The organism is Micromonospora lupini str. Lupac 08 (assembly GCF_000297395.2).
GTDB lineage: Bacteria > Actinomycetota > Actinomycetes > Mycobacteriales > Micromonosporaceae > Micromonospora > Micromonospora lupini.
On the sequence record NZ_HF570108.1, the window covers coordinates 6,494,455 to 6,521,452 of the forward strand.

The 26,998-nt window shown below is 69.8% G+C and carries 33 protein-coding genes; 3 read left to right on the forward strand and 30 right to left on the reverse strand.

Going from position 1 to position 26,998, the window contains the following annotated elements; genetic code table 11:
- The first annotated feature begins 282 nt into the window (after nucleotides 1-282).
- Nucleotides 283-6,126, forward strand: a complete 5,844-nt coding sequence (locus tag MILUP08_RS30765; RefSeq protein ID WP_007465212.1) for a ThuA domain-containing protein — start codon at nucleotides 283-285, stop codon at nucleotides 6,124-6,126.
- Between the two features lie 66 nt (nucleotides 6,127-6,192).
- Nucleotides 6,193-6,732 (forward strand): hypothetical protein, encoded by a 540-nt coding sequence (locus MILUP08_RS30770; RefSeq protein ID WP_420329265.1) that lies wholly within the window; start codon nucleotides 6,193-6,195, stop codon nucleotides 6,730-6,732.
- 226 nt (nucleotides 6,733-6,958) lie between these two features.
- Here the strand turns inward: MILUP08_RS30770 and MILUP08_RS30775 are convergent, their stop codons facing one another.
- The 3 genes from MILUP08_RS30775 to MILUP08_RS30785 are packed head-to-tail and all read right to left on the reverse strand — an operon-like array spanning nucleotide 6,959 to nucleotide 10,285.
- Nucleotides 6,959-7,921, reverse strand: a complete 963-nt coding sequence (locus tag MILUP08_RS30775; protein ID WP_193376589.1) for an aldo/keto reductase — start codon at nucleotides 7,919-7,921, stop codon at nucleotides 6,959-6,961.
- 37 nt (nucleotides 7,922-7,958) lie between these two features.
- The gene (locus MILUP08_RS30780) at nucleotides 7,959-9,638 is read right to left on the reverse strand and encodes an ABC-F family ATP-binding cassette domain-containing protein (RefSeq protein WP_007465218.1); all 1,680 of its coding nucleotides are present in this window, start codon (nucleotides 9,636-9,638) and stop codon (nucleotides 7,959-7,961) included.
- Between the two features lie 41 nt (nucleotides 9,639-9,679).
- Nucleotides 9,680-10,285, reverse strand: a complete 606-nt coding sequence (locus MILUP08_RS30785; RefSeq protein ID WP_039906942.1) for a class I SAM-dependent methyltransferase — start codon at nucleotides 10,283-10,285, stop codon at nucleotides 9,680-9,682.
- Nucleotides 10,286-10,387: 102 nt separating this feature from the next.
- On the opposite strand from MILUP08_RS30785, the gene MILUP08_RS30790 reads away from it, so the two are divergent.
- Nucleotides 10,388-11,473 (forward strand): hypothetical protein, encoded by a 1,086-nt coding sequence (locus tag MILUP08_RS30790; protein WP_193376590.1) that lies wholly within the window; start codon nucleotides 10,388-10,390, stop codon nucleotides 11,471-11,473.
- 96 nt (nucleotides 11,474-11,569) lie between these two features.
- Here MILUP08_RS30790 and truA read toward each other — a convergent pair whose 3' ends face one another.
- The 27 genes from truA to rplV all read right to left on the reverse strand — a co-directional run bounded on the left by truA (nucleotide 11,570) and on the right by rplV (nucleotide 26,995).
- A complete protein-coding gene (truA, locus tag MILUP08_RS30795) occupies nucleotides 11,570-12,400 on the reverse strand; it encodes a tRNA pseudouridine(38-40) synthase TruA (protein ID WP_007465223.1) in 831 nt (276 codons plus the stop codon).
- Between the two features lie 71 nt (nucleotides 12,401-12,471).
- Nucleotides 12,472-13,032 (reverse strand): 50S ribosomal protein L17, encoded by a 561-nt coding sequence (rplQ, locus tag MILUP08_RS30800; RefSeq protein WP_007465225.1) that lies wholly within the window; start codon nucleotides 13,030-13,032, stop codon nucleotides 12,472-12,474.
- Between the two features lie 34 nt (nucleotides 13,033-13,066).
- The gene (locus tag MILUP08_RS30805; protein ID WP_007465227.1) at nucleotides 13,067-14,089 is read right to left on the reverse strand and encodes a DNA-directed RNA polymerase subunit alpha; all 1,023 of its coding nucleotides are present in this window, start codon (nucleotides 14,087-14,089) and stop codon (nucleotides 13,067-13,069) included.
- 98 nt (nucleotides 14,090-14,187) lie between these two features.
- Nucleotides 14,188-14,814 (reverse strand): 30S ribosomal protein S4, encoded by a 627-nt coding sequence (gene rpsD, locus MILUP08_RS30810; RefSeq protein ID WP_007465229.1) that lies wholly within the window; start codon nucleotides 14,812-14,814, stop codon nucleotides 14,188-14,190.
- 13 nt (nucleotides 14,815-14,827) lie between these two features.
- Nucleotides 14,828-15,235, reverse strand: coding sequence for a 30S ribosomal protein S11 (gene rpsK, locus MILUP08_RS30815; RefSeq protein ID WP_007073011.1), 408 nt, complete (start codon nucleotides 15,233-15,235; stop codon nucleotides 14,828-14,830).
- 18 nt (nucleotides 15,236-15,253) lie between these two features.
- Complete coding sequence (rpsM, locus tag MILUP08_RS30820; protein ID WP_007465236.1) at nucleotides 15,254-15,634, reverse strand: 30S ribosomal protein S13; 381 nt, start codon at nucleotides 15,632-15,634, stop codon at nucleotides 15,254-15,256.
- 266 nt (nucleotides 15,635-15,900) lie between these two features.
- A complete protein-coding gene (gene rpmJ / locus MILUP08_RS35025; RefSeq protein WP_012184307.1) occupies nucleotides 15,901-16,014 on the reverse strand; it encodes a 50S ribosomal protein L36 in 114 nt (37 codons plus the stop codon).
- Between the two features lie 91 nt (nucleotides 16,015-16,105).
- On the reverse strand, nucleotides 16,106-16,327 hold the full coding sequence (infA, locus tag MILUP08_RS30825; protein ID WP_007073013.1) for a translation initiation factor IF-1: 222 nt from the start codon (nucleotides 16,325-16,327) through the stop codon (nucleotides 16,106-16,108).
- Between the two features lie 318 nt (nucleotides 16,328-16,645).
- The gene (locus MILUP08_RS30830) at nucleotides 16,646-17,212 is read right to left on the reverse strand and encodes a DUF1707 SHOCT-like domain-containing protein (protein WP_051065846.1); all 567 of its coding nucleotides are present in this window, start codon (nucleotides 17,210-17,212) and stop codon (nucleotides 16,646-16,648) included.
- 83 nt (nucleotides 17,213-17,295) lie between these two features.
- Nucleotides 17,296-18,147 (reverse strand): type I methionyl aminopeptidase, encoded by an 852-nt coding sequence (map, locus tag MILUP08_RS30835; protein ID WP_007465254.1) that lies wholly within the window; start codon nucleotides 18,145-18,147, stop codon nucleotides 17,296-17,298.
- Between the two features lie 88 nt (nucleotides 18,148-18,235).
- Nucleotides 18,236-18,889, reverse strand: coding sequence for an adenylate kinase (locus MILUP08_RS30840; RefSeq protein ID WP_007465256.1), 654 nt, complete (start codon nucleotides 18,887-18,889; stop codon nucleotides 18,236-18,238).
- Entirely contained in the window at nucleotides 18,890-20,218 is a 1,329-nt protein-coding gene (gene secY / locus MILUP08_RS30845; protein WP_007465258.1) for a preprotein translocase subunit SecY, read from the reverse strand.
- 231 nt (nucleotides 20,219-20,449) lie between these two features.
- Complete coding sequence (rplO, locus tag MILUP08_RS30850) at nucleotides 20,450-20,893, reverse strand: 50S ribosomal protein L15 (protein ID WP_007465260.1); 444 nt, start codon at nucleotides 20,891-20,893, stop codon at nucleotides 20,450-20,452.
- The gene (rpmD, locus tag MILUP08_RS30855) at nucleotides 20,893-21,075 is read right to left on the reverse strand and encodes a 50S ribosomal protein L30 (protein ID WP_007465262.1); all 183 of its coding nucleotides are present in this window, start codon (nucleotides 21,073-21,075) and stop codon (nucleotides 20,893-20,895) included. The genes rplO and rpmD overlap by 1 nt, the downstream gene beginning before the upstream one ends.
- Complete coding sequence (rpsE, locus tag MILUP08_RS30860) at nucleotides 21,075-21,689, reverse strand: 30S ribosomal protein S5 (RefSeq protein ID WP_007465263.1); 615 nt, start codon at nucleotides 21,687-21,689, stop codon at nucleotides 21,075-21,077. Before rpsE ends, rpmD begins: the two co-directional genes overlap by 1 nt.
- Before the next feature lie 33 nt (nucleotides 21,690-21,722).
- Complete coding sequence (gene rplR, locus MILUP08_RS30865) at nucleotides 21,723-22,112, reverse strand: 50S ribosomal protein L18 (RefSeq protein WP_007465265.1); 390 nt, start codon at nucleotides 22,110-22,112, stop codon at nucleotides 21,723-21,725.
- Entirely contained in the window at nucleotides 22,109-22,651 is a 543-nt protein-coding gene (rplF, locus tag MILUP08_RS30870) for a 50S ribosomal protein L6 (RefSeq protein ID WP_007465267.1), read from the reverse strand. The genes rplR and rplF overlap by 4 nt, the downstream gene beginning before the upstream one ends.
- Before the next feature lie 16 nt (nucleotides 22,652-22,667).
- Nucleotides 22,668-23,075: a 30S ribosomal protein S8 gene (gene rpsH, locus MILUP08_RS30875; protein ID WP_007465270.1), complete on the reverse strand. Its 408-nt coding sequence runs from the start codon at nucleotides 23,073-23,075 to the stop codon at nucleotides 22,668-22,670.
- 116 nt (nucleotides 23,076-23,191) lie between these two features.
- Complete coding sequence (locus tag MILUP08_RS30880; RefSeq protein ID WP_007465272.1) at nucleotides 23,192-23,377, reverse strand: type Z 30S ribosomal protein S14; 186 nt, start codon at nucleotides 23,375-23,377, stop codon at nucleotides 23,192-23,194.
- Nucleotide 23,378: 1 nt separating this feature from the next.
- A complete protein-coding gene (gene rplE, locus MILUP08_RS30885) occupies nucleotides 23,379-23,945 on the reverse strand; it encodes a 50S ribosomal protein L5 (protein WP_007465274.1) in 567 nt (188 codons plus the stop codon).
- On the reverse strand, nucleotides 23,945-24,265 hold the full coding sequence (rplX, locus tag MILUP08_RS30890) for a 50S ribosomal protein L24 (RefSeq protein ID WP_007465276.1): 321 nt from the start codon (nucleotides 24,263-24,265) through the stop codon (nucleotides 23,945-23,947). Before rplX ends, rplE begins: the two co-directional genes overlap by 1 nt.
- The gene (rplN, locus tag MILUP08_RS30895) at nucleotides 24,262-24,630 is read right to left on the reverse strand and encodes a 50S ribosomal protein L14 (RefSeq protein WP_007465279.1); all 369 of its coding nucleotides are present in this window, start codon (nucleotides 24,628-24,630) and stop codon (nucleotides 24,262-24,264) included. Before rplN ends, rplX begins: the two co-directional genes overlap by 4 nt.
- Before the next feature lie 97 nt (nucleotides 24,631-24,727).
- Nucleotides 24,728-25,006 carry a 30S ribosomal protein S17 gene (gene rpsQ / locus MILUP08_RS30900; RefSeq protein WP_007465281.1) on the reverse strand — a complete coding sequence of 93 codons (279 nt, stop codon included), beginning with the start codon at nucleotides 25,004-25,006 and terminating at the stop codon, nucleotides 24,728-24,730.
- A complete protein-coding gene (gene rpmC, locus MILUP08_RS30905) occupies nucleotides 25,003-25,239 on the reverse strand; it encodes a 50S ribosomal protein L29 (protein WP_007465283.1) in 237 nt (78 codons plus the stop codon). Before rpmC ends, rpsQ begins: the two co-directional genes overlap by 4 nt.
- On the reverse strand, nucleotides 25,239-25,664 hold the full coding sequence (gene rplP / locus MILUP08_RS30910; RefSeq protein ID WP_007465292.1) for a 50S ribosomal protein L16: 426 nt from the start codon (nucleotides 25,662-25,664) through the stop codon (nucleotides 25,239-25,241). Before rplP ends, rpmC begins: the two co-directional genes overlap by 1 nt.
- 3 nt (nucleotides 25,665-25,667) lie before the next feature.
- Entirely contained in the window at nucleotides 25,668-26,537 is an 870-nt protein-coding gene (gene rpsC / locus MILUP08_RS30915) for a 30S ribosomal protein S3 (RefSeq protein ID WP_007465294.1), read from the reverse strand.
- Nucleotides 26,537-26,995 carry a 50S ribosomal protein L22 gene (rplV, locus tag MILUP08_RS30920; protein ID WP_007465297.1) on the reverse strand — a complete coding sequence of 153 codons (459 nt, stop codon included), beginning with the start codon at nucleotides 26,993-26,995 and terminating at the stop codon, nucleotides 26,537-26,539. The genes rpsC and rplV overlap by 1 nt, the downstream gene beginning before the upstream one ends.
- Nucleotides 26,996-26,998 lie beyond the last annotated feature (3 nt).

The window sequence follows — 26,998 nt, forward strand, 5'->3', positions numbered from 1 at the left end:
GTACGACAGTTCCGACGGCCTGCCAAGGGAGGGGTCGTCGGCGCAGCTCGGCTAAATCGATTGGGCACTTTCTCCGGTCCTGTTCGGAATGTCGCCCGCCGTTGCAGAACCGTTACCCGCCGGCATCTTGCCCGACATCGATACACCAGAATTAATTTGTTCAGCGATTCGACAAAATGCCGGCGTGGACGCCCTGGCACGGTGTCCTGACCGGCTCCATCCGGGACGGTCTTCGGCGAGCCGGCCCCCGCGATTCCTGTCCACCGCGACATTGGAGGCGGCGTGTCCCGTTCTCGTCGTGCCCGTTTACCACTCACCGCTACCCTGCTGTCCCTGGCGCTCGCCTCGACGACCCTGCTCGGGTCGCCGGCGCAGGCGGCCCCGGCCGCAGCGCAGATCCCCCCGCGAGACGCGCAGGCCGCGGCTCCGGTCACCCAGGTCGTACCGAAGGCACCGAAGGCCGCAGCGGCCGACCCCTACTCCGTCCTGGTCTTCTCGAAGACCGCCGGCTTCCGGCACGACGCCATCCCCACCGGCATCGCCGCCATCCAGCAGCTCGGCGCGGCCAACGGGTTCACTGTGGACGCCACCGAGGACGGCGCGGCGTTCAACGACGCCAACCTCGCCAAGTACAAGGCTGTGATCTGGCTCTCCACCACTGGTGACGTCCTCGACGCCGACCAGCAGGCGGCCTTCGAGCGGTACGTGCGGGCCGGCGGCGGTTACGCAGGCGTCCACGCCGCCTCGGACACCGAGTACAGCTGGGCCTGGTACGGCGACCTGGTCGGCGCGTACTTCGCCAACCACCCGCAGAACCAGCAGGCCACCGTCAAGGTGGAGGACCCGGCCCACCCGTCCACCGCCGGACTGCCGGAACGCTGGTCCCGGTTCGACGAGTGGTACAACTTCCAGACCAACCCCCGGCCGGACGTGCACGTGCTGGCCAGCCTGGACGAGAAGAGCTACACCCCGGGCGCTGGCGCGATGGGCGCCGACCACCCGACCGCGTGGTGCCAGGACTTCGACGGTGGTCGCTCCTGGTACACGGGCGGCGGGCACACCCGGGAGTCGTACGCCGAGCCCGAGTTCCTCAAGCACCTGCTCGGCGGCATCCAGACGGCGGCCGGCGTGGTCGACGCCGACTGCGGCGCCTCGAAGACCTCCAGCTTCGAGAAGATCACCCTGGACAGCAACACCAGTAATCCGATGGAGCTGGACATCGCGCCCGACGGCCGGGTCTTCTACATCGAGCGCGACGGCCGGGTGCAGATCATCAAGCCGGACACCGGCAGCACCGTCACCGCCGTCGACCTGGACGTCTTCACCGGCAACGAGGACGGCCTCATCGGCATCCGGCTCGACCCGGACTTCGCCACCAACAAGTGGGTGTATCTCTACTACGCCCCGAACGACGGCGTCACGCGCAACCTGCTGTCCCGGTTCACGGTGACCGGCGACACCATCGACCCGGCGAGCGAGAAGCAGGTGCTGCGGGTCGACACCCAGCGCAACACCTGCTGCCACGCGGGCGGCAGCATGACCTTCGACAGCGCCGGCAACCTCTACCTGGCCACCGGTGACAACACCAACCCGTTCGAGTCGAACGCGTACGCGCCGCTCGACGAGCGTCCGGGCCGTCAGGACTACGACTCGCAGCGCACCGCCGCCAACACGAACGACCTGCGCGGCAAGGTGATCCGGATCCACCCGGAGGACGACGGGACGTACACCGTTCCGTCGGGCAACCTCTTCGCGCCGGGCACGGCGAAGACCCGTCCCGAGATCTACGCGATGGGCTTCCGCAACCCGTTCCGGATCGGCACCGACCCCAAGACCGACACCCTGTACGTCGGGGACTACGGGCCGGACGCCAACGCGAACAACCCGGACCGGGGCCCCCGGGGCCTGGTCGAGTGGAACGTCGTGACCCCCGGCAACTACGGCTGGCCGTACTGCACGGGGACGAACGAGGCGTACAACGACTACACGTTCCCGTCCGGCCCGAGCGGCCCGAAGTTCGACTGCGCCGCGCCGGTGAACAACTCGCCCAACAACACGGGCCTGACCAACCTCCCGCCGGTCGTCCCGGCCACCGTCGACTACGGCTACGCCGGTGACGCGCGGTACCCGGAGATCGGTGGCGGTGGCGCCCCGATGGGCGGCCCGGCCTACCGGTACGACGCCGACCTCAACTCCCCCCGCAAGTGGCCGGCCTACTACGACGGCAAGGCGCTGCTGGGCGAGTGGAACCAGAACAAGATGTACACGATGCAGATGACCGCCGACGGCAAATCGTTGGTGGACATCAACCAGCTGCTCACCGGCATGAAGATGATCCGGCCGATGGACTTCGAGTTCGGTCCGGACGGCGCCCTCTACCTGATCGAGTGGGGCACCGGGTTCGGCGGCAACAACGACGACTCCGGCATCTACCGGATCGACTACACCGCAGGAGACCGCGCACCGATCGCCGCGGCGTCCGCCAACCCGACCTCGGGCCCGGCGCCGCTCACTGTCACCTTCTCCAGCGCCGGCTCCCGGGACCCGGACGGCGGCGCGCTCACCTACTCCTGGACCTTCGGCGACGGGCAGACCTCCACCGAGGCCAACCCGACGCACACGTACGCGACGGCGGGCAACTACACCGCCCAGCTCACCGTGACCAACCCGAAGGGCCGTACCGCGGTGGCCAACGTGCCGGTGACCGTGGGCAACACCGCACCGACGGTGAGCATCGAGTTCCCGCCGGACGGTGGCTTCTTCAACTGGGGTGACCAGGTCCGCTACACGGTCAAGGTGACCGACCCCGAGGACGGGCAGATCGACTGCGACCGGGTGAACCTCCAGGTGCTGCTCGGTCACGACGAGCACGCCCACCCGCTGGAGCAGCACACCGGCTGCACCGGCACGGTCCAGACGTCGCTCGCCTCCGGGCACGGCGCCGAGGCGAACGTCTTCGCGGTCTTCGAGGCCACCTACACCGACGATGGTGGTGCCGGCGGCGCCGGCGCGCTCACCGGCCGGGACATCGAGATCCTTCAGCCCAAGCAGAAGCAGGCCGAGTACTTCACGGCCACCGGGCGGGTGCCGGGCGGCACTGGCGGCGGAGACGCCGGCGTGCAGCGTGAGGCCGGCGCCGACACCGCCGGTGGCGGCCAGAGCATCGCGTTCATCGAGGACGGCGACTGGTGGTCGGTCGTCCCGGCGGACCTGACGAACATCACCGAGATCCGGTTCCGGGCCGCGTCGGCCGCCGCTGGCGGTCGGATCGAGGTCCACGCGGGCGCTGTCGACGGACCGGTCGTGGCCACGGCCACGGTCCCGTCGACCGGGGCGTGGCAGACGTACACGGACGTGAGCGCGCCGGTCACCGGTGCCGCGAGCGGCTCGCTGTACTTCGTGGCCCGTGATCCGAACGGCGGAACGGGTTCGCTGTTCAACGTCAACTGGATGGACTTCGTCGGCCGCGGCGTCACCGAGAACGGGCCGCCGGTGGTCACCGCCACCGCGACCCCGGCCACCGGCACCGTGCCGGTCACCGTCGCGTTCGACGGCACGGCCACCGACGCCGAGGGCGACACCCCGCTGACGTACGCCTGGGACTTCGGTGACGGCGGCACGGCATCCACCCTGGACGCCAGCCACACGTACACAAGTGTGGGTGCCTTCACGGCCACCCTCACGGTGACCGACAGCAAGGGCGCCAAGTCGTACGCCACGGTGCCGGTGCGGGTGAACGCGCCGGACACGTCCTGCTTCGGGGCGCGTTCGGACGACTTCAACGGCACCAGCCTCGACAAGGGCCGGTGGACCAGCGTGGTCCGGGAGAACCAGCTCTACTCGGTGTCGGGTGGCGCGCTGAAGCTGCCCACCGGGGTGGGCGACCTCTACGGCGCGCGCAACGACGCCACCAACCTGGTGCTCCAGGCGGCGCCGACCGGCGCCTGGGAGATGACCACCAAGGTCACTCTGCCGGTGACTGCCAACTACCAGCAGGCGGGCCTGCTGGTGTACGGCGACGACGACAACTACGCCAAGGTGGACCTGCTCTACAACGGCAGCCGCCGGGTGGAGTTCATCCGGGAGACGGCCGCCACGCCGCGCAACGACGCCGCCGACGCCACCAACGCACCGGCGGGTGACACCGTGTACCTGCGGATCACCAGCGACGGGACGAACCTGACCGCGGCCGCCTCGGGCGACGGGCAGACGTTCACCCCGGTCGGCCGTTCGGCCGCGCTCGCCGGCATCACCAACCCGCGGATCGGGGTCTTCGCGCTCAACGGAGGCACCGAGGCGCCAGTGGTCGACGCCGCGTTCGACTCGTTCGTGGTCACGCCGGACGCCCCGGCCGGCCCGGTCGAGCCGTCGGACGAGTTCACCGGCGACACGCTTGACAAGTGCCGGTGGGACGCCGTGACGCGGGAGGACCCGAACGGCTACCGCGTCACCGGTGGCGCGTTGCGGATCGACGTGCCCAACGGTGACATCTACGGCACCGACAACACCGGGCCGAAGAACTTCATCCTCCAGACCGCGCCCTCGGGCGACTGGACCCTGGAGACGAAGGTCGACGGCAGCCTGCTGAACGAGCAGTACCAGCAGGCGGGTCTGCTCGTGCAGGCGGACGACGACAACTACCTGAAGTTCGACTTCATCGCGGACAACCAGGCCGGCCAGACGGTGACGCGGCGGATCGAGTTCCGCAGCGAGGTCGGCGGCGTCGTCCAGAACCCGCAGCCGGAGGCGACGAGCCTCACCTCGGCGGTCTGGCACCTGCGGCTGGCCCGCACGGGCGACACCTTCACGGCGTCGTACTCGGCCGACGGGACGACCTGGACCACGCTGGAGGCGCTCACCAACAGCGCGGTCGGGGCCACCCCGAAGGTCGGTCTGTTCACCCTCGGCGCCAACCAGACGGCGTCGAAGACCGCCTCGTTCGACTACTTCCGGCTGAGCACGACTGTCGCCGACGAGACCGCTCCGGTCACGACGGCGGCGGTGTCCGGCACCCCGACCGAGGGTTGGTACACCGGGCCGGTGACTGTCACGCTGACCGCCGCCGACGAGGCCGGCGGCAGCGGTCTCGCCGGCACGGAGTACCAGCTGGACGGGGCGACCACCTGGACGGCGTACACCGCTCCGGTGGCGGTGAGCGGCGACGGCGAGCACGAGCTGCGCTACCGCTCGACCGACAAGGCCGGCAACGTGGAGTCGACGAAGACCGTCTCGGTGAAGATCGACGCCACCGCTCCGGTCACCACTGCGACGTTCGCTCCGGCGAACGACGCGGGCTGGCACAACGGGACCATCCCGGTGGTGCTGACCTCGACCGACGCCGGTTCCGGGGTCAAGACGGTCGAGTGGTCGCTGGACGGCGGCGCGTGGACGCCGTACACGGCGCCGGTCTCCGTGACCGGTGACGGAGAGCACGAGCTGCTGTTCCGGTCGACCGACAAGGCGGGCAACGCCGAGACGCTCAAGTCGGCGGTGCTGCGCATCGACGGCACCAAGCCGACGCTGCTGGTGTCCGGGATCGCCGACGGCCAGCTCTACGGGGACAGCCAGGACGTCCGGGTGTCCTGGCAGGCCGTCGACCCGACCTCGGGCATCGCGTCAGTGGTCGGCCAACTGGACGGCAGGGCGTACGCCAGCGGCACCCTGCAGGCCATGTACGAGCTGCCGCTCGGCCTGCACGAGCTGACCGTCACCGCGACCGACAAGGCCGGCAACACGACGACCTCGAACGTCCGGTTCTTCGTCACCACCTCGTTCCGGGACATGCAGAACCTGCTGGACCGGTTCAAGGCGACGGGGCGGCTCTCGGCCAAGGCGCACAAGCAGTTGACGGCCAAGCTCGACGCGGCCCGTCAGGCCGAGGCGGCCGGCAACGACAACAAGGCGATCAAGCAGTTGACCGCATTCCGTGACCTTGCCGCCGACGCCACACTGGTGCCGGAGGCCGAGGTTCGGGACGTCCTGATCCGGGACGCCGACGCCATGATCGTTCGGCTCGGCGGCACGGCCAGCAAGGCCGGGGTCAAGGCGAACGACGGCGAATCGGTCAAGGGCACCGGACGGCTCGGTGGCGACGCCACCCGGCTGGCACCCGGTCGCCAGCTCTGATCCGATCGAGGCCCCTCCCCGACGCCACGGTGTCGGGGAGGGGCCTCCCTCATCCGTAGGGAGGAGATGTCCGTGACGGGTATCCGCAAGGTGGTGGCCGCCGTGTTCGCCGGACTGGCCCTGGCCCTGCTCTCCGCTGCCCCGGCGGCCGCCCAGGCCGACAAGCTCAAGTTGACGGTTGCCGGCGACGGGGCCGAGGGGGTCACCATCCAGGCCACCTACGCCGATGGCCGCCGGCTGGACCAGGTGGTGCGGCTGGTGCTCACCGCCACCGGCCCGGACGGGCAGCGGGTCGGTCCGGTGCAGTTGGAGCCGCAGCCCGAGGGGCACGGCTTCTACAGCAGCGGCCCGGTGCTCTCCACCGGCACGTGGAAGGTGACGGTGAACTCCCCCGCTCCGTTGCAGGGCAAGGCCACCGCCACGGTGCAGGCGAAGGCGGCACAGTCACCGCCGGCGCCCAGGCCGGTCGCGGTGACCAGGCCGACGGACGGAGGCGGGGTGGGCGGCTGGTGGCCGTTCGCGGCGGGCGGCCTCGTGCTTGTCGCCGCGGCGATGGGGGTGGCCATGCTCTTCGGCCGCCGCCGCACCGCCACGCCGAACGACTGACCGACCGGCGCTTCGGCGCCATCCACCGACCGACCGGCGCTTCGGCGCCATCGACGATCGGGCCGGGCCGCCACGAGCGGCCCGGCCCGTTTGTCGTCCGGTCGGCTGGTGATCGACTCGCGTTCCGTGAAGTCGGGGCATCCCCGACCGCAGGTCACCCCGCTTTCAGGAAACGCGAGTGGATCACGACCCGCCGACCGGCCGGCGCACCCACCGGCCGGCGCGCTCAGAGGACGGCGCGCAGCGCCGCCAGGTCGTCGTCGCTGGGCTCCCAGGTGCCGGCGGCGGCGTTGGCGTGCACCTGCTCGGGCGTGGTGGCGCCGGCGATCACCGAGGTCACCGCCGGCTGGGCGGCCAGCCCGCCGATCGCCACCTGGAGCATCGTCAGACCCCGCTCGTTCGCGTACGCCTCGATCGCCTCGATGGTGTCCCAGTCGGCCGCCGCGAGCCGCTCCGCGTACCGGCCCCCGCCGGAGAGCCGGCTGCCGGCCGGTGGCTGAGCCTCGCGCTTGTACTTGCCGGTGAGCAGGCCGTTGGCGAGCGGGAAGAACGGCAGCATGCCGAGACCGAACCGCTCACACGCCGGGATGATCTCGGTCTCCACGGACCGCTCCAGCAGGCTGTAGTGGTTCTGCGCGCTGATGAAGCGGGACCGGCCGTTGGACGAGGCGACCCAGTCGGCGTCGGCGATCTGCCAGCCGGCGAAGTTGGAGTTGCCCAGGTAGCGCACCTTGCCGTCGCGGACCAGGTCGTCCAGGGCCGCGAGGGTCTCGTCGATCGGAGTGCCCGGGTCGGGCTCGTGCATCTGGTACAGGTCGATGTGGTCGGTGCCGAGCCGGCGCAGCGACGCCTCCACCGCGCGGGCGATGTAGCGCCGCGCACCGCGTGCGCCGTAGTCCGGTCCGTTGAGGCCGTTCATGTCCATGCCGAACTTGGTGGCCACCACCACGTCGTCCCGGCGTCCCTTGAGGGCCTGGCCGAGCAGCTCCTCGGAGCCGCCCTGCGGCTCGCCGTAGATGTCGGCGGTGTCGAACAGGTTGATCCCGGCGTCCAGGGCGGCGTCCACCACGGCGCGGGTGCCGTCGAGGTCGAGCTTGCGGCCGAAGTTGTTGCAGCCGATTCCGACGACTGACACCACGAGCCCGGAGTCGCCCAGCCGGCGATAGGTCATCTCAGTCACGAGATCCACCCTATGCCGGCCGGACGCACCGCTGCCGGGTGACCGCTCAGCCCACGTCCCAGACCGGCTCCGGGGTCTCCACCACCTCGCTGTCGCCACGGAACAGCACGAACCGGTCGAAGGAGCGGGTGAACCACCTGTCGTGGGTGACCGCCACCACCGTCCCCTCGAACGCGTTCAGGCCCGCCTCCAGGGCCTCCGCGCTGGCCAGGTCGAGGTTGTCGGTGGGCTCGTCGAGCAGCAGCAGGGTCGCGCCGGACAACTCCAGCAGCAGCACCAGGAACCGGGCCTGCTGCCCGCCGGAGAGGGTGCCGAAGCGCTGGTCGCCCTGCCCGGCCAGCTCGTAGCGACTGAGCACGCCCATCGCCGCGTGCCGGTCCATCCCCTGGCGGTGTTCGTCACCCCGCCACAGGATCTCGACGAGCGTCTTCGCCGTCAGCTCCGGTCGGTCGTGGGTCTGGGAGAAGTGGCCGGGGCGGACCCGCGCGCCCAGCCGGACCGCGCCGTCGTGCGCCACCGGGGCGAGTGCGGCCGCCCCGTCGACCGGCCCGTTCGCCGGATCGGGATCGGTGCCGCCCCGGGCCAGCAGCCGCAGGAAGTGCGACTTGCCGGTGCCGTTGGCACCGAGCACCGCCACCCGGTCGCCGTACCAGATCTCCAGGTCGAAGGGGAAGGTCAGGCCGTCGAGCTCAAGCTGGTCGCAGACGACCGCGCGCTTGCCGGTCCGCCCGCCGGTCAGCCGCATCCGAATGTCCTGGTCCTTCGGCGGTACGGGCGGCGGCCCGGCCTCCTCGAACTTGCGTAACCGGGTCTGCGCGGCCTGGTAGCGCGAGGCCAGCCCGTCGTTGTACGCGGCCTTCTGCTTGTACATCAGCATCAGCTCGCGCAGCTTCTGGTGCTCCTCGTCCCAGCGCCGACGCAGCTCGTCGAGGCGGGCGTGCCGGGCCACCCGCGCCTCGTGCCAACTGGCGAAGCCACCGGGGTGCACCCACGCGCTGCCGCCCTCGACGGCCACCACCCGGTCGGCGCTCTGGGCCAGCAGCTCGCGGTCGTGCGAGACGTAGAGCACCGACTTCGTCGACTCGCGCAGTCGCGCCTCCAGCCAGCGTTTGCCGGGCACGTCGAGGAAGTTGTCCGGCTCGTCGAGCAGCAGCACCTCGTCCGGGCCGCGCAGCAGCAGCTCCAGAGCGAAGCGCTTCTGCTGGCCGCCGGAGAGGGTACGCACCGGCCGGTCCCGGACGGCGTCCCAGGGCTGGTGGAGCACGATCGTCGCGACGGTGTCGAAGAGCACCTCGGCGTCGTACCCGCCGGCCTCGCCCCACGCGCCGAGCGCGTCGGCGTACGCCAACTGGGCCTTGCCTGCGGCGCTGCTGAACTTGCCGCGGACCTCGGCGGCCCGCATGGCCGTCTCGGTCTCGGCGAGCCGGCTGCCGGCCGCGCGCAGCGGCGGTGGGGCCAGCGACAGCGCCAGATCGGCAAGTGTCGTCTCGTCGCCGATCATGCCGATGAACTGGCGCATCACGCCCAGCCCGCCGGCCCGCGCGACGGTGCCGGTACGCACCGGCAGGTCACCGGCGACCATCCGCAGCAGGGTCGTCTTCCCCGCGCCGTTCGGGCCGACCAGGGCGACCTTGCTGCCCTCCCCGACCCGGAACGACACGTCGGCGAAGAGTTCCCGACCGTCGGGCAGGATGTGCCCGACCGCTGCCACGTCCACGTATCCCACGCCGGGATCCTGCCCCAGCGAGGGCCGGGAGGGACATCCAATTACCGGGTGACCCGCAGCACCCGGAAGCCCTTCTGGCTGGCGTGCCGCTCGACCTGCCACCCCTGGTCGATGATCCAGCGCTGCAGCGAGTCCCCGCCGAGGTGGCGGGCGACGACGAGCCAGCCGACGCCGTCCGGCGCGAGTCGGGGCAGCCACCGCAGCAGCAGCTCGTGCAACTCGTCCTTGCCGATGCGGATGGGCGGGTTGGACCAGAGCTGCGCGAACCGCAGGTCCGCCGGCACGTCGTCGGGTGCGCTGACCCGGACCCGGTCGGCGGCGCCGATCCGGGCCGCGTTGGCGGCGGTCAGCTCGCGAGCGCGGGCGTTGACGTCGACCGCCCAGACGGTGCTCGCCGGTGCCACGTCGGCCAGCACGCAGGCGATCGGGCCGAACCCGCAGCCGAGGTCGAGCAGGTCACCGACGGTGTCGGCGGCGGGCAGCTCGGCCTTGCGCAGGAGCACCGCGGTGCCGGGGTCGAGGCGGCTGGCGGAGAAGACGCCGCCGGCCGAGACGAGCTGGTAGTCGCGGTCGGCGACGGAGAACTCGACCTCGCGCGCCGGAGCGTCGCTGGCGGGTTGAGCGGTGAAGTAGTGGTCGCCGGTCACGCCGGCAATTCTCGCACCGGCTCGGGCAGGCGACGACACGGCCCGCAGCCGCATTTCCCAATATTACCCCCTAAAGGGACAATGGCTCCTACTCTGGGCGACATGGTGTATCGGTACGAGTCCGAAGAGGACGCATACGAGGACCCGGAGCCCGGGTCCGACCTGGCCGTGCTCAGCGGTCCGCCTCCGCCGGCCGGCCCCTCACCGTCCCGCTTCCCCGCTCCGTCGCTGCCCCGGCCCAACCAGCTGATGCTGCCGTCGACCCAGGCGCCACGGCACCAGCCGCCGCCGGTCACCCGCGCCAGCAGCACCCCGGTCGCGGCCCCCCGCAGTGAGGTCTACACGTCGGCCCAGCCCGCCGAACCGCCCGCACAGCGCGGCGGCGGGCGGCTCTGGCAGGTGCTGGTCGGCGGCGCGGCCGTCCTGGTCCTGCTCGCGCTCTGCGGCCTGGGCGCCGCCGCGCTGCTCGTGGACGACGACCCGGCGCCACAGGCCACCCCGACGTACCAGCCGAACGTCGCCGCGTCCGCCCCGGCGCAGCGGCAGGATCTGGACTCGCGGGACACCGACCAGGCGCCGCTCACCGCGAAGGAGCTCTTTCCCGGCAAGGAGTTGAAGCTCGCCGACGGTCAGCCCGTCTACACGATCCTCAAGACGCACTCCAGCGGCAGTTGCGCCGTCGCCGCCACCGACGAGGTGGCCGACCTGCTGGTCCGGCTCGGCTGCAACCAGGTCGTCCGGGCCACGTTGCGGACTCCCGACGGCGACCACCTGGTCACCGCCGGCCTGTTCAACCTCACCGACAAGGTCAGCGCCGAACGGGCGCGGGACCGGATCCGGCAACTCCTCGACGACCGGCAGGGCCGGTTCCGGGGGCTGACCGCCGGCGACGACACCGACGTCCTGACCAGCGCCCCCGCACGGGTCGGGTGGCAGGTCCGGGGCCACTACCTGGCGTACGCGCTTGTGGTCCGCGCGGACGGGGCCGCGGTCAAGTCCGGCGACGCCAAGATCAGGGAAGTCCTGTTCGACATGATCGAGGTCCACCTCAGCCGGGGCGTCCTGCAACGGCGGGCCGACAGCGGCACGGCCGAACAACCAACGGCAGCGCCGACCGAGGGCAGCACGACCCCGAGCGGCAGCACGACCTCGAGCGGCAGTGACGACGGCGAGCTGCCCGGCGACTGATCCGCGACTCCGCCCGACGGGTGTGCCGCCGACCGGTGGCACACCCGTCGTCGCCCGCGACCCGCCGGTCGTCAGCCCTCGACGAGGCCGCCGTCCTCAGCCTTCGACGGGCACGCGCAGGCGGCGCGTCAGGTCGGCGCGGCGGGCGTAGTCGGCCGGGTCGGCCGGGTAGCCGACCGCGACCAGGGTGAGGCCGTGCGCCGGGGCCACCGTCACCTCGCTGGAGCGCTCCTGCCGGTCGAGCAGGCTGCCCGGCCACTGGACCGCCCTCCGGCCGTCGCCGGCCGCGAGCATCGCCCCCACGAGGCTGCGGACCATCGCCTGGCAGAACGCGTCCGCCTGCACGGTGGCGACCAGGATGCCGTCCGGGTCGCGCCGCCAGTCCAGCCGGGTCACCTCGCGCAGCGTCGTCGCGTTCTCCTTGCGCCGGCAGTACGCGGCGAAGTCGTGCTCCCCGACCAGACCCGCCGCGGCGGCGTTCAGGGCGGCCAGGTCCAGCGGTCGCGGCCAGGCCAGCACCTCGTGCCGGCGCAGCGGCTCGGCGCCGTACGGGGCGTCGGTCACCCGGTACTCGTAGCGCCGGAAGGTGGCCGAGAAGCGGGCGTCGAAGTCGGCCGGCACCTCCGTCATCGCGCGTACCCGCACGTCGGTGGGGAGCAGCCGCGCGAGCCGGCGCAACAGCCGACCCTCGTGCTCGCGCCACACCTCGGCGGGGAGGTCCAGGTGGCAGACCTGACCGGTGGCGTGCACCCCCGCGTCGGTGCGACCCGCGACGGTCAGACCGGTCGCCGTGCCCGCGCCGAGGACCAGGTCCAGCGTCTCGACGAGCACCCCGGCGACGGTCCGCCGGGTCGGCTGGGGCGCCCAGCCGGAGAAACCGGCGCCGTCGTACGAGACGTCCAGCCGCAGCCGGATCCGCTCGTCCACCTCGTACCTCCTGTTACGGGTCGGGCCCGACACCCCGTGAGGGGTGCCGGGCCCGGAAACGATGCCCGAGGTCAGGCCTTGTTCTCCTCGGTGGCGAGGTCGCTGTCCTCGCGCGCCTCGGCGGTGTCACCGGATGCCGACACCGGCGGCTCGGAGTCCTGGTCGGCCTGGGCCGACTGCGGGGCCTCCTCGGCCGGGGCGAGCGCCTCGACCTTGTCCTGCTGCGCGGCCTTGCGGGCGGCGGTCTTCTTGTTCACCTTCGGCTCGGCGACCTGAAGCTCCTCCACCAGCTCGATGATGGCCATCGGCGCGTTGTCACCCTTGCGCGGACCGGTCTTCACGATCCGGGTGTAACCGCCGGGGCGGTTGGAGTACCGGGGCGCGATCTGGTCGAACAGGGCGTAGACGACGTCCTTGTCCTTGACGACACCCAGCACCCGCCGCCGCGAGGCGAGGTCACCGCGCTTGGCCTTGGTGATGAGCTGCTCGGCCAGCGGACGCAGCCGACGGGCCTTCGTCTCGGTGGTCTGGATCTTGCCGTGCTGGAACAGCGCGGTCGCCAGGTTGGCGAGCATCAGCCGCTCGTGCGAGGGGCTGCCGCCGAGGCGGGGGCCCTTGGTGGGCGTGGGCATTTTTGGTGCTCCTCAGTTGTGGCGGCAGCGCGGACTAGAGCTGCTCGGTCTCGCGGTAGTCGTCGGTGTCGTAGTCGGCCTCGCCGAAGGTGTCCACGACGTGCGCCGGGTCGAAGTTCGGAGCCGAGTCCTTCAGCCCGAGACCCATCCCGGCGAGCTTCATCTTGACCTCGTCGATCGACTTCTGACCGAAGTTGCGGATGTCGAGGAGGTCGGCCTCGGTACGCCCGATGAGCTCACCAACGGAGTTGATGCCCTCGCGCTTGAGGCAGTTGTAGGAGCGGACGGTGAGGTCCAGCTCCTCGATCGGCAGAGCGAGGTCCGCCGCCAGCTGGGCGTCCTGCGGGGACGGCCCGATGTCGATGCCCTCGGCGGTCTCGTCCAGCTCACGGGCCAGCCCGAACAGCTCCACGAGCGTCGAACCGGCGGAGGCCAGCGCGGTACGCGGGCCCATCGACGGCTTGGTCTCGACGTCGATGATGAGCCGGTCGAAGTCGGTGCGCTGCTCGACGCGGGTCGCCTCGACGCGGTAGGTCACCTTCAGCACCGGCGAGTAGATCGAGTCGACCGGGATGCGGCCGATCTCGGCGCCGGACTGCTTGTTCTGTGCAGCCGTCACGTAGCCCCGGCCCCGCTCGACGGTCAGCTCCATGTCGAGCCGGCCCTTGCCGTTGAGGGTCGCGAGCTTGAGGTCCGGGTTGTGCACCGAGACGCCGGCCGGGGGCTGGATGTCGCCCGCCGTCACGTCGCCCGGGCCCTGCTTGCGCAGGTACATGCTGACCGGCTCGTCGTGCTCGGAGCTGACGCACAGCTCCTTGATGTTCATGACGAGCTCGACCACGTCCTCCTTGACACCGGGGATCGTGGTGAACTCGTGCAGCACGCCGTCGATCTTGATCGAGGTGACCGCCGCACCCGGGATCGACGACAGCAGCGTGCGCCGCAGCGAGTTGCCCAGGGTGTAGCCGAAGCCCGGCTCGAGCGGCTCGATGGCGAACCGCGACCGGGTCTCGTTGATCGACTCCTCGGAGAGGGAGGGTCGCTGGCTGATGAGCATGTTGTCTCTTCTCTTCCGGGACGCCCGCTATTTGACGTCCACGACACAAACTGTTCCGGTGGCCCGCCCCGAAGGGCGGGCCACCGCAACGAGCCCGACTACTTGGAGTAGAGCTCGACGATCAACTGCTCCTGGACCTGCGTGTCGATGACCTGCCGGGCCGGGAGGGAGTGCACGAGCACCTTCATCTGGCTGGGGATTGCCTCCAGCCAGGCCGGCACCGTCTTCGAACCGGCCTGAGCCTGCGCCACCACGAACGGGGTGAGCTCCTTGCTCTTGCCCCGGACCTCGATGATGTCGTGCTCCTTGACGCGGTACGACGGGATGTCGACCTTCTTGCCGTTCACCGTGAAGTGACCGTGCTTGACCAGCTGGCGGGCCATGTCCCGCGAGTGGGCGTAGCCGGCCCGGTAAACGACGTTGTCCAGCCGCGACTCGAGGATCTGCAGGAGGACCTCACCGGTCTTGGCCTGCTTACCGACGGCTTCCTCGTAGTAACCGCGGAACTGCTTCTCCAGCACGCCGTAGACACGGCGGGCCTTCTGCTTCTCGCGGAGCTGGAGCAGGTACTCCGTCTCCTTGGTGCGGCCGCGGCCGTGCTGCCCGGGCGGGAACGGCCGGGACTCGAACGGGCACTTCGGACCATCGCACTTGCTGCCCTTGAGGAACAGCTTCATCTTCTCCCGCCGGCAACGGCGGCAGTCAGCACCGGTGTAACGAGCCATCTCTCTCTACCTCTCAGACCCGGCGACGCTTCGGCGGACGGCACCCGTTGTGCGGCTGCGGCGTGACGTCGGAGATCTGCCCGACCTCGAGGCCCACGGCCTGCAGCGAACGGATGGCGGTCTCCCGGCCGGAGCCGGGGCCCTTGACGAACACGTCGACCTTGCGCATGCCGTGCTCCATGGCGCGACGCGCGGCAGCCTCGGCGGCCAGCTGCGCGGCGAACGGAGTCGACTTGCGGGAGCCCTTGAAGCCCACCTGGCCGGCGGAGGCCCAGGAGATGACCGCACCGGTCGGGTCCGTGATGGACACGATGGTGTTGTTGAACGTGCTCTTGATGTGCGCCTGCCCGTGGGCGACGTTCTTGCGTTCCTTGCGCCGGACCTTCTTGACAGCGGCTCCGGCACGAGCCTTCGGTGGCATAAGTCTTCTGCGCTCCTATTACTTCTTGCCGGGCTTCTTCTTGCCGGCGACGGTCCGCTTCGGGCCCTTGCGGGTCCGTGCGTTGGTCTTGGTCCGCTGGCCACGCACGGGCAGGCCCCGGCGGTGCCGGATGCCGGCGTAGCAGCCGATCTCGACCTTGCGGCGGATGTCAGCGGCGACCTCGCGGCGCAGGTCGCCTTCAACCTTGTAGTTGCCCTCGATGTGGTCGCGGAGCTGCACGAGCTCCTCGTCCGTGAGGTCCCGAGCGCGCTTGTCCGGCGAGATGCCGGTGGCGGCGAGTGTCTCCAGGGCGCGGGTACGACCGACCCCGAAGATGTAGGTGAGCGCGATCTCCATCCGCTTCTCGCGGGGGAGATCCACGCCGACTAGACGTGCCATGTGCGGGCGTACTCCTCGTGATGTGTGGCGGAGGTGTGGACCCGTCCCACCCCGCTACCGGCCGTCCCGTCTTTCCGACGCTGTCAGCGCCGGCGACCGGGAACGGTCGCTGCCCGAGCGGGCCCCGGCCTCCGACCGGGGGTCAGCCACGCAGAGGTACGTCTCGCGTACCGCTCGCGGCTGGGACGAGCATGTGTGATGTGTGTGTCGCTGAGGATCTGCCCGGACCGACGCCACCCGGCCGTGTTCCGGCCGGACGGACTGAGTCAGCCCTGGCGCTGCTTGTGGCGCGGGTCGGTGCAGATGACCATGACCCGGCCGTGCCGGCGGATAACCCGGCACTTGTTGCAGATCCTCTTGACGCTCGGCTTGACCTTCACGGTTGCCTTACTTCCCATCTGGCCCGGGAACGCGCGATGCGCGAGACCGGACGTCGAAGACGGACACGGGACTTCCCGGCCGCCGTCAGGACTACTTGTAGCGGTAGACGATGCGCCCGCGGGTCAGGTCGTACGGCGAGAGTTCGACGACGACCCGGTCCTCCGGCAGGATGCGGATGTAGTGCTGTCGCATCTTGCCGCTGATGTGAGCCAACACCTTGTGGCCGTTCGCGAGCTCCACCCGGAACATGGCGTTCGGCAGGGGCTCGATGACCCGACCCTCGATCTCAATGGCTCCGTCTTTTTTCGGCATGTCCTCCGCTGTCCTGACGTCGATTGCTCCGGGCGGCCCACAACGTCTTACACGGAAATCTGATCAGAATCAGAAGCCCGCGCCAGCCGCGGCTCCAGCTCCCACCGAAGCGCAGGGTGGGCATGCCGGAGTGGACGCTGTGCGCCGATCTGAAAGTGTACGCCGGCCTGCGCGCCGCCGCCAAACCGGCCACCCACCGTGTCCCCGGACCGACCTCCGCGCCCCCGCCCATCGCCTGTCGATCATGAGGTTGGCGGGCCGGAACACCGCGATCGACGACGCCAAGTCCATGATCATCGGCGGGTCTGGGGGGGTGGGTCAGGCGCTGGGCTCGGGGTCTTCCGGCTCGGTGGCGCGCAGCTCCCGGCGGCGCTCGCGCTTGGCCCGCTTGCGCTCACGCCGGCGTTCCCGCTCGATCGCCTGGCGACGGGGCTCTCCCCCGGCCAGCCCGCCGACCGTCCGGAGCACCAGCACCGCGCCCCAGGGGCCGGCCACCCACCCCGGCCAGAAGTAGAGCAGCTGCTGGCTCAGCAGCGAGGTCACGCCCCAGATGGCCACCACGATGGCGACCACCCGCACGTACGGCAGCCAGACCTCGGCCAGCCAACGCCTGACGTGGTCCCGCGCGAGCGGGGCGGGCCCGTCGACGGTCGGCTCGGCCGGCGCGCCGGCCGGCCGCAGGGCCGACTGCTCCGCGGGCGTCACCGGGGGCAGATCGGTGAGCAGGGCGTCCAGCTCGGCGTACGTCCGCGCCGCGTAGGCCCGCTGCACCCGCTCGTCGTACTCGTGCAGGTCCAACCGGCCCTCGCCGAGGGCGACCCGTAGCCGGTCGGCAACCACCTCACGGTCCGCGTCCGCGGCCCGCATCCCGTCGCGCCCGTCCATGCCGGCAAGCATGCCACCGCCGTGCCAGTTCCGTCCGACCGTGGTTGCCGGCAACTTCCTGAGCGACGGAGCCGCGCGGTGGGTCAGGGGGTGGTGGAGGCGGCGGGTTGGCGTGCGGTCACCAGGTCGCCGAGGCGGGCACGGCCCCCGTCGAAGGCCGTGAGCACCCACACGCCGTCGGGCAACAGCGCCATCGAGTGCTCGACGTGCGCCGCGACCGACCCGTCCCGCGTGACGACCGTCCAACCGTCGGCCAGTTCGACAGTACGCGGGGACGCCATGGTGATCATGGGCTCGATCGCCAACGCCATGCCGGGAACCAGACGCGGCCCCTTGCCCGGCCGGCCGTGGTTGAGCACGTGCGGGTCCTGGTGCATCTCGGTGCCGATGCCGTGGCCACCGTAGCCGTCGACGATGCCGTACCGGCCGCCCTTGCGGACCGCCGTCTCCACCGCGTGCGAGATGTCGGTGAGCCGCCCCTTGCCGCTGGCCGCTCCGCGCGCCGCGGCGGCGATGCCCGCCCACATCGCGTCCTCGGCGACCTCGGCCATCTTCAGCAGCGCCGGGTCGACGTCGCCGACCCCGACGGTGATCGCGGAGTCGCCGTGCCAGCCGTTCAGCACCGCACCGCAGTCGATCGAGATGAGGTCGCCGTCGGCGAGCACCTGCTCCGGCGAGGGGATGGCGTGCACGATCTGCTCGTTGACCGAGGAGCAGATCGACGCCGGGAAGCCGTGGTAGCCCTTGAAGGACGGGACGGCGCCCGCCTCCCGGATCGTCGACTCGGCGATGGCGTCCAGATCCGCCGTGCTCACGCCGGGCGCCACAGCCTCTCGCATCCGGCGCAGGGCCTCGGCGACCACGAGCCCGGCCGCGCGCATCTTCTCGATCTGGTCAGGGGTCTTCAGCTGGATGTCCAGCTGGGGACGACGCATGGAGCGGTTACCTTTCGTTGCCGAAAAGCGGGGCACGTCTCGCGTACCCCGCTTTTCGCACTCTATCCACCCCGGCGCGGGGAGGACCTCAGCCGCCGTACGACCGCAGAGCGTCGATGGCCCGGGTGGTGACGTCCTCCACCGGGCCGGTGGCGTCGATCCCGACCAGCTTGCCCTGGGCGCCGTAGTAGTCGACCAGGGGCGCGGTCTTCTCGCTGTATTCCCGCAGGCGGGTGGCGATGGTCTCCGGCTTGTCGTCGTCGCGCTGGAACAGCTCGGCGCCGCACCGGTCACAGATGCCCGGCCTGGTGGTGGCGTCGAACTCGACGTGCCAGATCTTGCCGCAACCCCGGCAGGTGCGCCGGCCGGAGAGCCGCCGGATCACCTCGTCGTCGTCGACCACCAGCTCCAGGACCAGGTCCAGGGCGGTGCCCAGGTCAGCGAGGAGCTTGTCCAGAGCGGCGGCCTGCGGAGTGGTCCGCGGGAAGCCGTCGAGCAGAAAGCCCTCGCTGGCGTCGGGCTCGGCCAGCCGGTCCCGGACCATGTTGATGGTGACCTCGTCCGGAACCAGCTCGCCTGCGTCCATGTAGCGCTTGGCTTCGACGCCGAGCGGCGTGCCCTGGGTGACGTTCGAGCGGAAGATGTCTCCGGTCGAGATCTTGGGTACCGACAGGTGCGCGGCAACGAACTCTGCCTGCGTGCCCTTACCCGCACCCGGCGGGCCAACCAGAACGAGTCTCATCTACCGCAGGAACCCTTCGTAGTTCCGCTGCATGAGTTGGCTCTCGATCTGCTTCACGGTCTCCAGACCGACGCCGACCATGATGAGCACAGCGGTGCCACCGAACGGGAAGTTCTGGTACTGCTGGCTGTCCAGCCAGATGAAGAAGAAGTTCGGCAGGATCGAGATGATGCCGAGGTAGAGCGCGCCCGGCAGGGTGATCCGGCTGAGGATGAAGTCCAGGTAGTCGGCCGTCGGCTTGCCCGGCCGGATACCCGGCACGAACCCGCCGTACTTCTTCATGTTGTCCGCGACCTCGGTCGGGTTGAACGTGATCGAGACGTAGAAGTACGTGAAGAAGATGATCAGCAGGAAGTAGACCGAGATGTAGATCGGGCTGTTCGGTGCGACCAGGTTGTTCTGGATCCACGCCTGGATCTTGCCCGGGTCGTTCTGGTCGAAGAACTGCAGGGCCAGCTGCGGGAGGTAGAGCAGCGACGAACCGAAGATGACCGGGATGACACCCGCCTGGTTGACCTTCAGCGGGATGTAGGTCGAGGTGCCGCCGTACATCCGCCGGCCGATCATCCGCTTGGCGTACTGCACCGGGATCCGGCGCTGCGCCTGCTCGATGAACGTGACCGCGGTGATGACCACCAGGACCAGCGCGATGACGAGGGCGAACTTGCCCCAGCCCTGTTGGGTCTTGATCTGCCAGCCCTCACCGGGCAGCCGGGCCGCGATCGAGGTGAAGATCAGAACGGACATGCCGTTGCCGACGCCCCGGTCGGTGATCAGCTCACCGAGCCACATGACCATGCCGGTGCCGGCGGTCATGGTGATCACCAGGATGGCCAGGGTCAGCCAGTCCGGGATGCCGGTGCCCTCGGGGATGATCGGGAACTGGTCGCAGCGGTTCTGGAACAGCTGCCCCGAGCGGGCCAGGGCCACGAACGCCGAGGCCTGCAGCACGCCGAGACCGAGGGTCAGGTAGCGGGTGTACTGCGTGATCTTCGCCTGACCGGCCTGGCCCTCCTTGCGGAGCTGCTCCAGGCGCGGGATCACGACGGTCAGCAGCTGCAGGATGATCGACGCGGTGATGTAGGGCATGATGCCCAGCGCGAAGACCGAGAGCTGTAGCAGCGCCCCGCCGGAGAAGAGGTTGAGCAGATTCAGCGGGCCCGTCGTGTCACCCGAGATGGAGTCGAGGCACTTCTGCACGTTGCCGTACGAGACGCCCGGGCTGGGGAGCGTGGCACCCAGCCGGTAGACCGCGATGATGCCTACTGTGAACAGCAGCTTCTTGCGCAGGTCAGGCGTACGGAACGCACTGAGAAAGGCGGACAGCAACTTCTTCCTCCTGCGCGAGGCGGGCCGCCGGTGAACCCTGGCGGGTGGGGGTGGATCACGGGCGAGTGCCCGCAATCCATGGCTGGGATGGGACTCTAACAGCCCTGTCCCGCTCCGGGCAGGTGTGCCCGGCTACATAAACCGAATCCGATATTACCGGGCGCACACGGCCCAGGCAGACCTAGGCGCCCGCCAGTTGCTCACAACCGACGGGCGCCGAGGTCGTACGCCTTACAGCTCGGTGGCGGAGCCACCGGCGGCAGCGATCTTCTCCTTGGCCGACGCGCTGAACGCGTGCGCCGACACCTGGAGCGCCACCCCGCCAAGGTCCCCGGTGCCGAGGACCTTGACCGGCTGGCCCTTGCGGACCGCGCCGGCCTCGACCAGCTCGAGCGGGCCAACCTGGCCACCGTTCGGGAACAGCTCGGCGAGCCGGTCCAGGTTGACAACCTGGAAGACCACCTTGAACTTGTTCTTGAAGCCCTTCATCTTCGGCAGGCGCATGTGGATGGGCATCTGCCCACCCTCGAACGCCGCCGAGATGTTCTTGCGGGCCTTGGAGCCCTTCGTACCGCGACCAGCGGTCTTGCCCTTGGAACCCTCACCGCGACCCACACGGGTCTTCGCGGTCTTGGAACCGGGCGCCGGGCGCAGGTGGTGCACCTTGATCGTCATTACTCGACCTCCTCGACCTTCACGAGGTGGCTCACAGTGAAGATCATGCCGCGGATCTCGGGCCGGTCCTCCTTGACCACCACGTCGTTGATCCGCTTGAGACCGAGCGAACGCAGCGACTCACGCTGGTTGTGCTTGGTCCCGATACCGGACCGGAGCTGGGTGACCTTCAGGCGTGCCATCAGCGCGCCACCCCCGCACGCGACGCCAGCATGGCGGCCGGCGCGACGTCCTCCACCGGCAGGCCACGACGCGCCGCGACCTGCTCGGGGGACTCAAGCCCCTTCAGGGCCGCCACGGTGGCGTGCACGATGTTGATCGGGTTCGACGAGCCGAGGCTCTTGGAGAGCACGTCGTGGATCCCGGCGCACTCCAGCACGGCGCGCACCGGACCACCGGCGATGACACCCGTACCGGCCGAGGCCGGCTTGAGCAGCACGACGCCAGCGGCGTCCTCACCCGTCACCGGGTGCGGGATCGACTGACCGATCCGCGGAACCTTGAAGAAGTGCTTCTTGGCCTCCTCGACACCCTTGGCGATGGCCGCGGGCACCTCCTTGGCCTTTCCGTAGCCCACGCCGACCGTGCCGTCGCCGTCGCCCACGATCACCAGGGCGGTGAAGCTGAAGCGACGACCACCCTTCACGACCTTGGCGACGCGGTTGATCGCGACGACCCGCTCAAGGTGCGGGGTCTTCTCGACGGGCGCGTTTCCGCGGCCGCCCTCACGGCGGTTGTCGCGGCGACCACCCTCGTTGCCACCGGACCCGCCGCCACGGCGCTGTTGACCTGGCATCAGCAGCCTTCCTTATCTCTCGTGACGGGGTTGTTAGAACTCGAGCCCGGCTTCGCGGGCGGCATCGGCAAGCGCGGCGACTCGCCCCGCGTACCGGTTGCCACCGCGGTCGAAGACGACCTTGGAGACGCCGGCGGCCTTGGCCCGCTCGGCGAGCAGGGCGCCCACCTTGCCGGCGAGGGCGCTCTTGTCGCCCTCCGTACCGCGCAGCGAGGAGTCCAGGGTCGACGCCGACGCCAGGGTGTGGCCCTTGGTGTCGTCGACGATCTGGGCAACCATGTGCCGCAGCGAACGGGTGACGACCAGGCGCGGACGCTCGGCCGTACCGCTGACGTTCTTGCGGACGCGGAAGTGCCGACGCGCACGCCCAACGGCGCGCTTGGCGGCGACGCCGCGGCGGCGCTTGAGCAGCGTGGCGCTCACTTCTTACCTGCCTTTCCAGCCTTGCGGCGGATGACCTCGCCCTGGTACTTCACGCCCTTGCCCTTGTAGGGCTCCGGCGGACGGATCTTCCGGATGTTGGCGGCGACCTCACCGACCTGCTGCTTGTCGATGCCGGCCACGTGGAACAGGGTCGGCCGCTCCACCGTGAAGGTGATGCCCGCCGGCGCGGGAACGACCACCGGGTGCGAGAACCCGAGCGCGAACTCGAGGTCCGAACCCTTGGCCGTGACCCGGTAACCGGTGCCGGCGATCTCCAGGCTCTTGCGGTAGCCCTCGGTCACGCCGACGATCATGTTGGCGACCAGGGTACGGCTCAGGCCGTGCAGCTCCTTGGCCTTGCGCTCGTCGTTCGGGCGGTTGACGTTCAGCTGCCCGTCCTCCGCGCGCTCGACCGTGATCGGGTCGGCGATCGTGTGCTGGAGCTCGCCCTTCGGGCCCTTGACCTTGACGGTCTGCCCGTCGATCGTGATGTCGACGCCGGCTGGTACCGGGATCGACTTACGTCCAATTCGCGACATTTCTACCAGTCTCCCGTTACCAGACGAAGGCGAGGACTTCCCCGCCAACACTCCGCTTGCGGGCCTGCCGGTCGGTCAGCAGCCCCTGGGACGTCGAAATGATCGCCACGCCCAGCCCACCGAGCACCCGCGGGAGCCCGTCCGACTTGGCGTACACCCGGAGACCGGGCTTGGACACGCGCTTGATGCCGGCCAGGCTCCGCTCCCGGTTCTGGCCGTACTTCAGCTCGACGACCAGTCGCTTGCCGACGGCGCCCTCCTCGGGCTCCTCGACCGACCAGGTGGCGATGTAACCCTCGGCCTTCAGGACCTCGGCGATGTTCGCCTTGATCTTGGAGTAGGGCATCTTCACCTGATCGTGGTACGCCTGGTTGGCGTTACGCAGACGCGTGAGCATGTCTGCGATCGGGTCGGTCATCGTCATGGATTTCGTCAGCCTTTCTCGCCGGGGTTCCCCGGGCATCAGCCCCGGGCCTACGGCGAAGAGCAATACCTAATCGGTGCAGGAGTTCCCGGCCGACGGCCGGGACGCGGTCGCCCTTACCAGGAAGCCTTGGACACGCCCGGCAGCTCACCACGGTGAGCCATCTCCCGGATGCAGACCCGGCAGAGCCCGAACTTGCGGTAGACCGCCTTCGGACGCCCGCACCGCTGGCAGCGGGTGTACGCGCGAACCGAGAACTTCGGCTTCGCGGCCGCCTTGATGATCAGCGCCTTCTTGGCCATCTCAGTTCTCCTTGAACGGGAAGCCCAGGAGCTTGAGCAGCGCCCGGCCCTCGTCGTCGGTCGTGGCGGTCGTTACCACCGTGATGTCCATGCCCCGCTGGCGATCGATCCGGTCCTGGTCGATCTCGTGGAACACCGACTGCTCGGTCAGACCGAACGTGTAGTTGCCGTGCCCGTCCAGCTTGCGCCCGTCCAGGCCGCGGAAGTCGCGGATACGCGGCAGCGCGATGGAGAGCAGCCGGTCCAGGAATTCCCACATCCGGTCGCCGCGGAGGGTGACCTTCGCGCCGATCGGCATGCCCTCGCGGAGCTTGAACTGCGCGATGGACTTGGTCGCCCGCCGCACCTGCGGCTTCTGGCCGGTGATCGTGGCGAGGTCGCGGACCGCGCCGTCGATCAGCTTGGCGTCGCGAGCAGCCTCGCCGACACCCATGTTGACGACGACCTTGACCAGCCGCGGCACCTGCATGGGGTTGCCGTAGCTGTTCTGCTCACGCAGCTGGGCCACGATCTCGTTGCGGTACCGCTCCTTGAGGCGCGGCAGGGTCTTTTCGGTAGCCGTGGTCATCACAGGTCCTTACCGGTGCTACGCGCGATGCGGACCTTCTGGCCGTTGTCGTCGATCCGGTAACCGACGCGGGTCGGCTTGCCGTCGGAGTCCAGGACCTGCACGTTCGAGACGTGGATCGGGGCCTCCTGGGTGACGATGCCGCCGGTCTTGGCGCCACGCTGGGTGGTGCTGATACGGGTGTGCTTCTTGACCCGGTTCACGCCCTCGACCAGGACCTTGTCCTGCCGCGGGTAGGCCGCGATGACCTTGCCCTTGGCACCCTTGTCCTTGCCGGCGATGACGACGACCGTGTCGCCCTTCTTGACCTTCACGGTCACAACACCTCCGGCGCGAGGGAAATGATCTTCATGAACCGCTTGTCCCGCAGCTCCCGGCCCACCGGGCCGAAGATGCGGGTACCACGCGGGTCCCCGCCGTCCTTGATGATGACGGCGGCGTTCTCGTCGAAGCGGATGTACGAGCCGTCCGGCCGACGCCTCTCCTTGGCGGTGCGAACGACGACAGCCTTGACGACGTCGCCCTTCTTCACACCGGCACCTGGGATCGCGTCCTTGACCGTGGCCACGATGACGTCGCCGATGCTCGCGTAGCGCCGACCCGAGCCACCGAGAACCCGGATGCACAGGATCTCCCGAGCACCCGTGTTGTCGGCGACGCGCAGTCGCGACTCCTGCTGAATCACGTCTATCTCCTATGTCTGCCGGTTCTCCGGCCGCCGTAGCGGCCGGCCGGAGCCTGGCGGAACCTACGCCCGACGCAACGCCGGGCTCGAGCCTTCGCTACTTGGCCTTTTCCAGGATCTCCACGATCCGCCAACGCTTGGTGGCGCTCAGCGGCCGGGTCTCCATGATGAGAACCCGGTCACCGGTGCCGGCGGCGTTCTGCTCGTCGTGCACCTTCAGCTTGGCCGTACGACGCATGATCTTGCCGTACAGCGCGTGCCGAACCCGGTCCTCGACCTCGACCACGACGGTCTTGTCCATCTTGTCGCTGATCACCAGGCCCTCGCGAACCTTGCGGCGCGCGCGGGTGGCGTCAGTGGTGGTGTTCTCGGTCATGATGCAGTCACCTCAGTCGGCGCGGCCGAGAGCCCCAGCTCGCGCTCGCGCATGATCGTGTAGATCCGGGCGATCTCCCGACGGATGACCTGCAGCCGCCGGTTGTTGTCCAGCTGCCCGGTTGCGGCCTGCACGCGGAGGTTGAACAGCTCCGCCTTGGCCTCCCGCAGCTTCGTGACCAGCTCCTCCTCGGAGAGCTCACGCAGCTCGGTCGCCTTAACGCCCGCTGCCATCAGGATTCACCCACTTCGCGCGTAACAATGCGGCACTTCATCGGGAGCTTGTGGATCGCGCGACGCATGGCCTCACGCGCGATCTGCTCGTTGGGGAAGGACATCTCGAAGAGAACCCGCCCCGGCTTGACGTTGGCGACCCACCACTCGGGCGAACCCTTACCGGAACCCATCCGGGTCTCGGCAGGCTTCTTGGTGAGGGCCTGGTCCGGGAAGATCGTGATCCAGACCTTGCCACCACGCTTGATGTGGCGAGTCATCGCGATACGTGCCGACTCGATCTGCCGGTTCGTCACGTACGCCGGCTCGAGAGCCTGGATCCCGAACTCGCCGAACACCACCCGGTTACCACCCTTGGACGCGCCACTGCGGTCCGGGTGGTGCGGCTTGCGGAAGCCCTTCGGGGGCTTGCGCGGCATCAGCATCTGTCAGCCCTCCTGCTGCGTTTCTGCCGGAGCAGCCGCGGCCGCGACAGCAGCGCTGTCGACCGGCTCGCCACTCGGCGTCTCGGCCTGCTGCGCGATGGTGGTCGCAGCAGCCCGGCCGGCCTCGGTGCCACCAGCGGTCGTGCCGGACGAACCGGACCGGCCACGGCGCGGACGCTCGGGACGGTCGCCGCGCTCACCACGACGCGGGCGCGACGGACCGGCCTCGGCCGGAGCCTCCCGGCCCGGAACCGCGTCACCCTTGTAGATCCAGACCTTGACACCGATCCGACCGAAGGTGGTACGGGCCTCGAAGAAGCCGTACTCGATGTTGGCCCGCAGCGTGTGCAGCGGAACCCGGCCCTCGCGGTAGAACTCGGTCCGGCTCATCTCGGCGCCGCCGAGGCGACCCGAGACCTGAACCCGGATGCCCTTGCAGACCGGGTTCTTCATGGCCGACTGCATGGCCTTGCGCATCGCCCGACGGAAGCTGACCCGGCTGGACAGCTGCTCGGCCACGCCCTGCGCGACGAGCTGAGCGTCCGACTCGGGGTTCTTCACCTCGATGATGTTCAGCTGGACCTGCTTGCCGGTGAGCTTCTCGAGCTCGCCGCGGATCCGGTCGGCCTCCGCACCCTTACGGCCGATGACGATGCCCGGCCGGGCGGTGTGGATGTCGACGCGGACGCGGTCGCGGGTGCGCTCGATGTCGACCTTGGAGATCCCGGCACGCTCGAGGCCCTTGGACATCATGCGGCGGATCTTGACATCCTCGCCGATGTAGTCCTTGTAGAGCTTGTCCGCGAACCAGCGGGACTTCCAGTCGGTCGAGATGCCGAGCCGGAACCCAGTGGGGTGAACCTTCTGACCCATTACTCGGCGTCCTCCGTCTTGCTCTGCGCTTCGGCCGGTGCGGCCTCCGTGGCCGGGGCGGCCTTCTTCGCCGCGGCCTTCCTCGGCGCTGCCGGCGCGACCGCCTCGACCGCCACGGTGATGTGGCAGGTGCGCTTGCGGATCCGGTACGCCCGACCCTGTGCCCGCGGCTGGAACCGCTTCATCGTCGGGCCCTCGTCCACGAACGCCTCGCTGACGAGCAGCGCGTCAGGGTCCAGCCGCTCGTTGTTCTCCGCGTTGGCGATCGCGCTAGCGAGCACCTTGTACACCTGCTCGCTCGCAGCCTGCGGCGCGAACTGCAGCACCGTGAGCGCCTCCTTCGCGGGCAGGCCGCGGACGAGGTTGACCACCCGGCGCGCCTTCATCGGCGAGATGCGCACGTGCCGCGCAACCGCCCGCGCGCCCGGAAGCACCGGAGCGTCGCCCTTTCCTGGCATCGC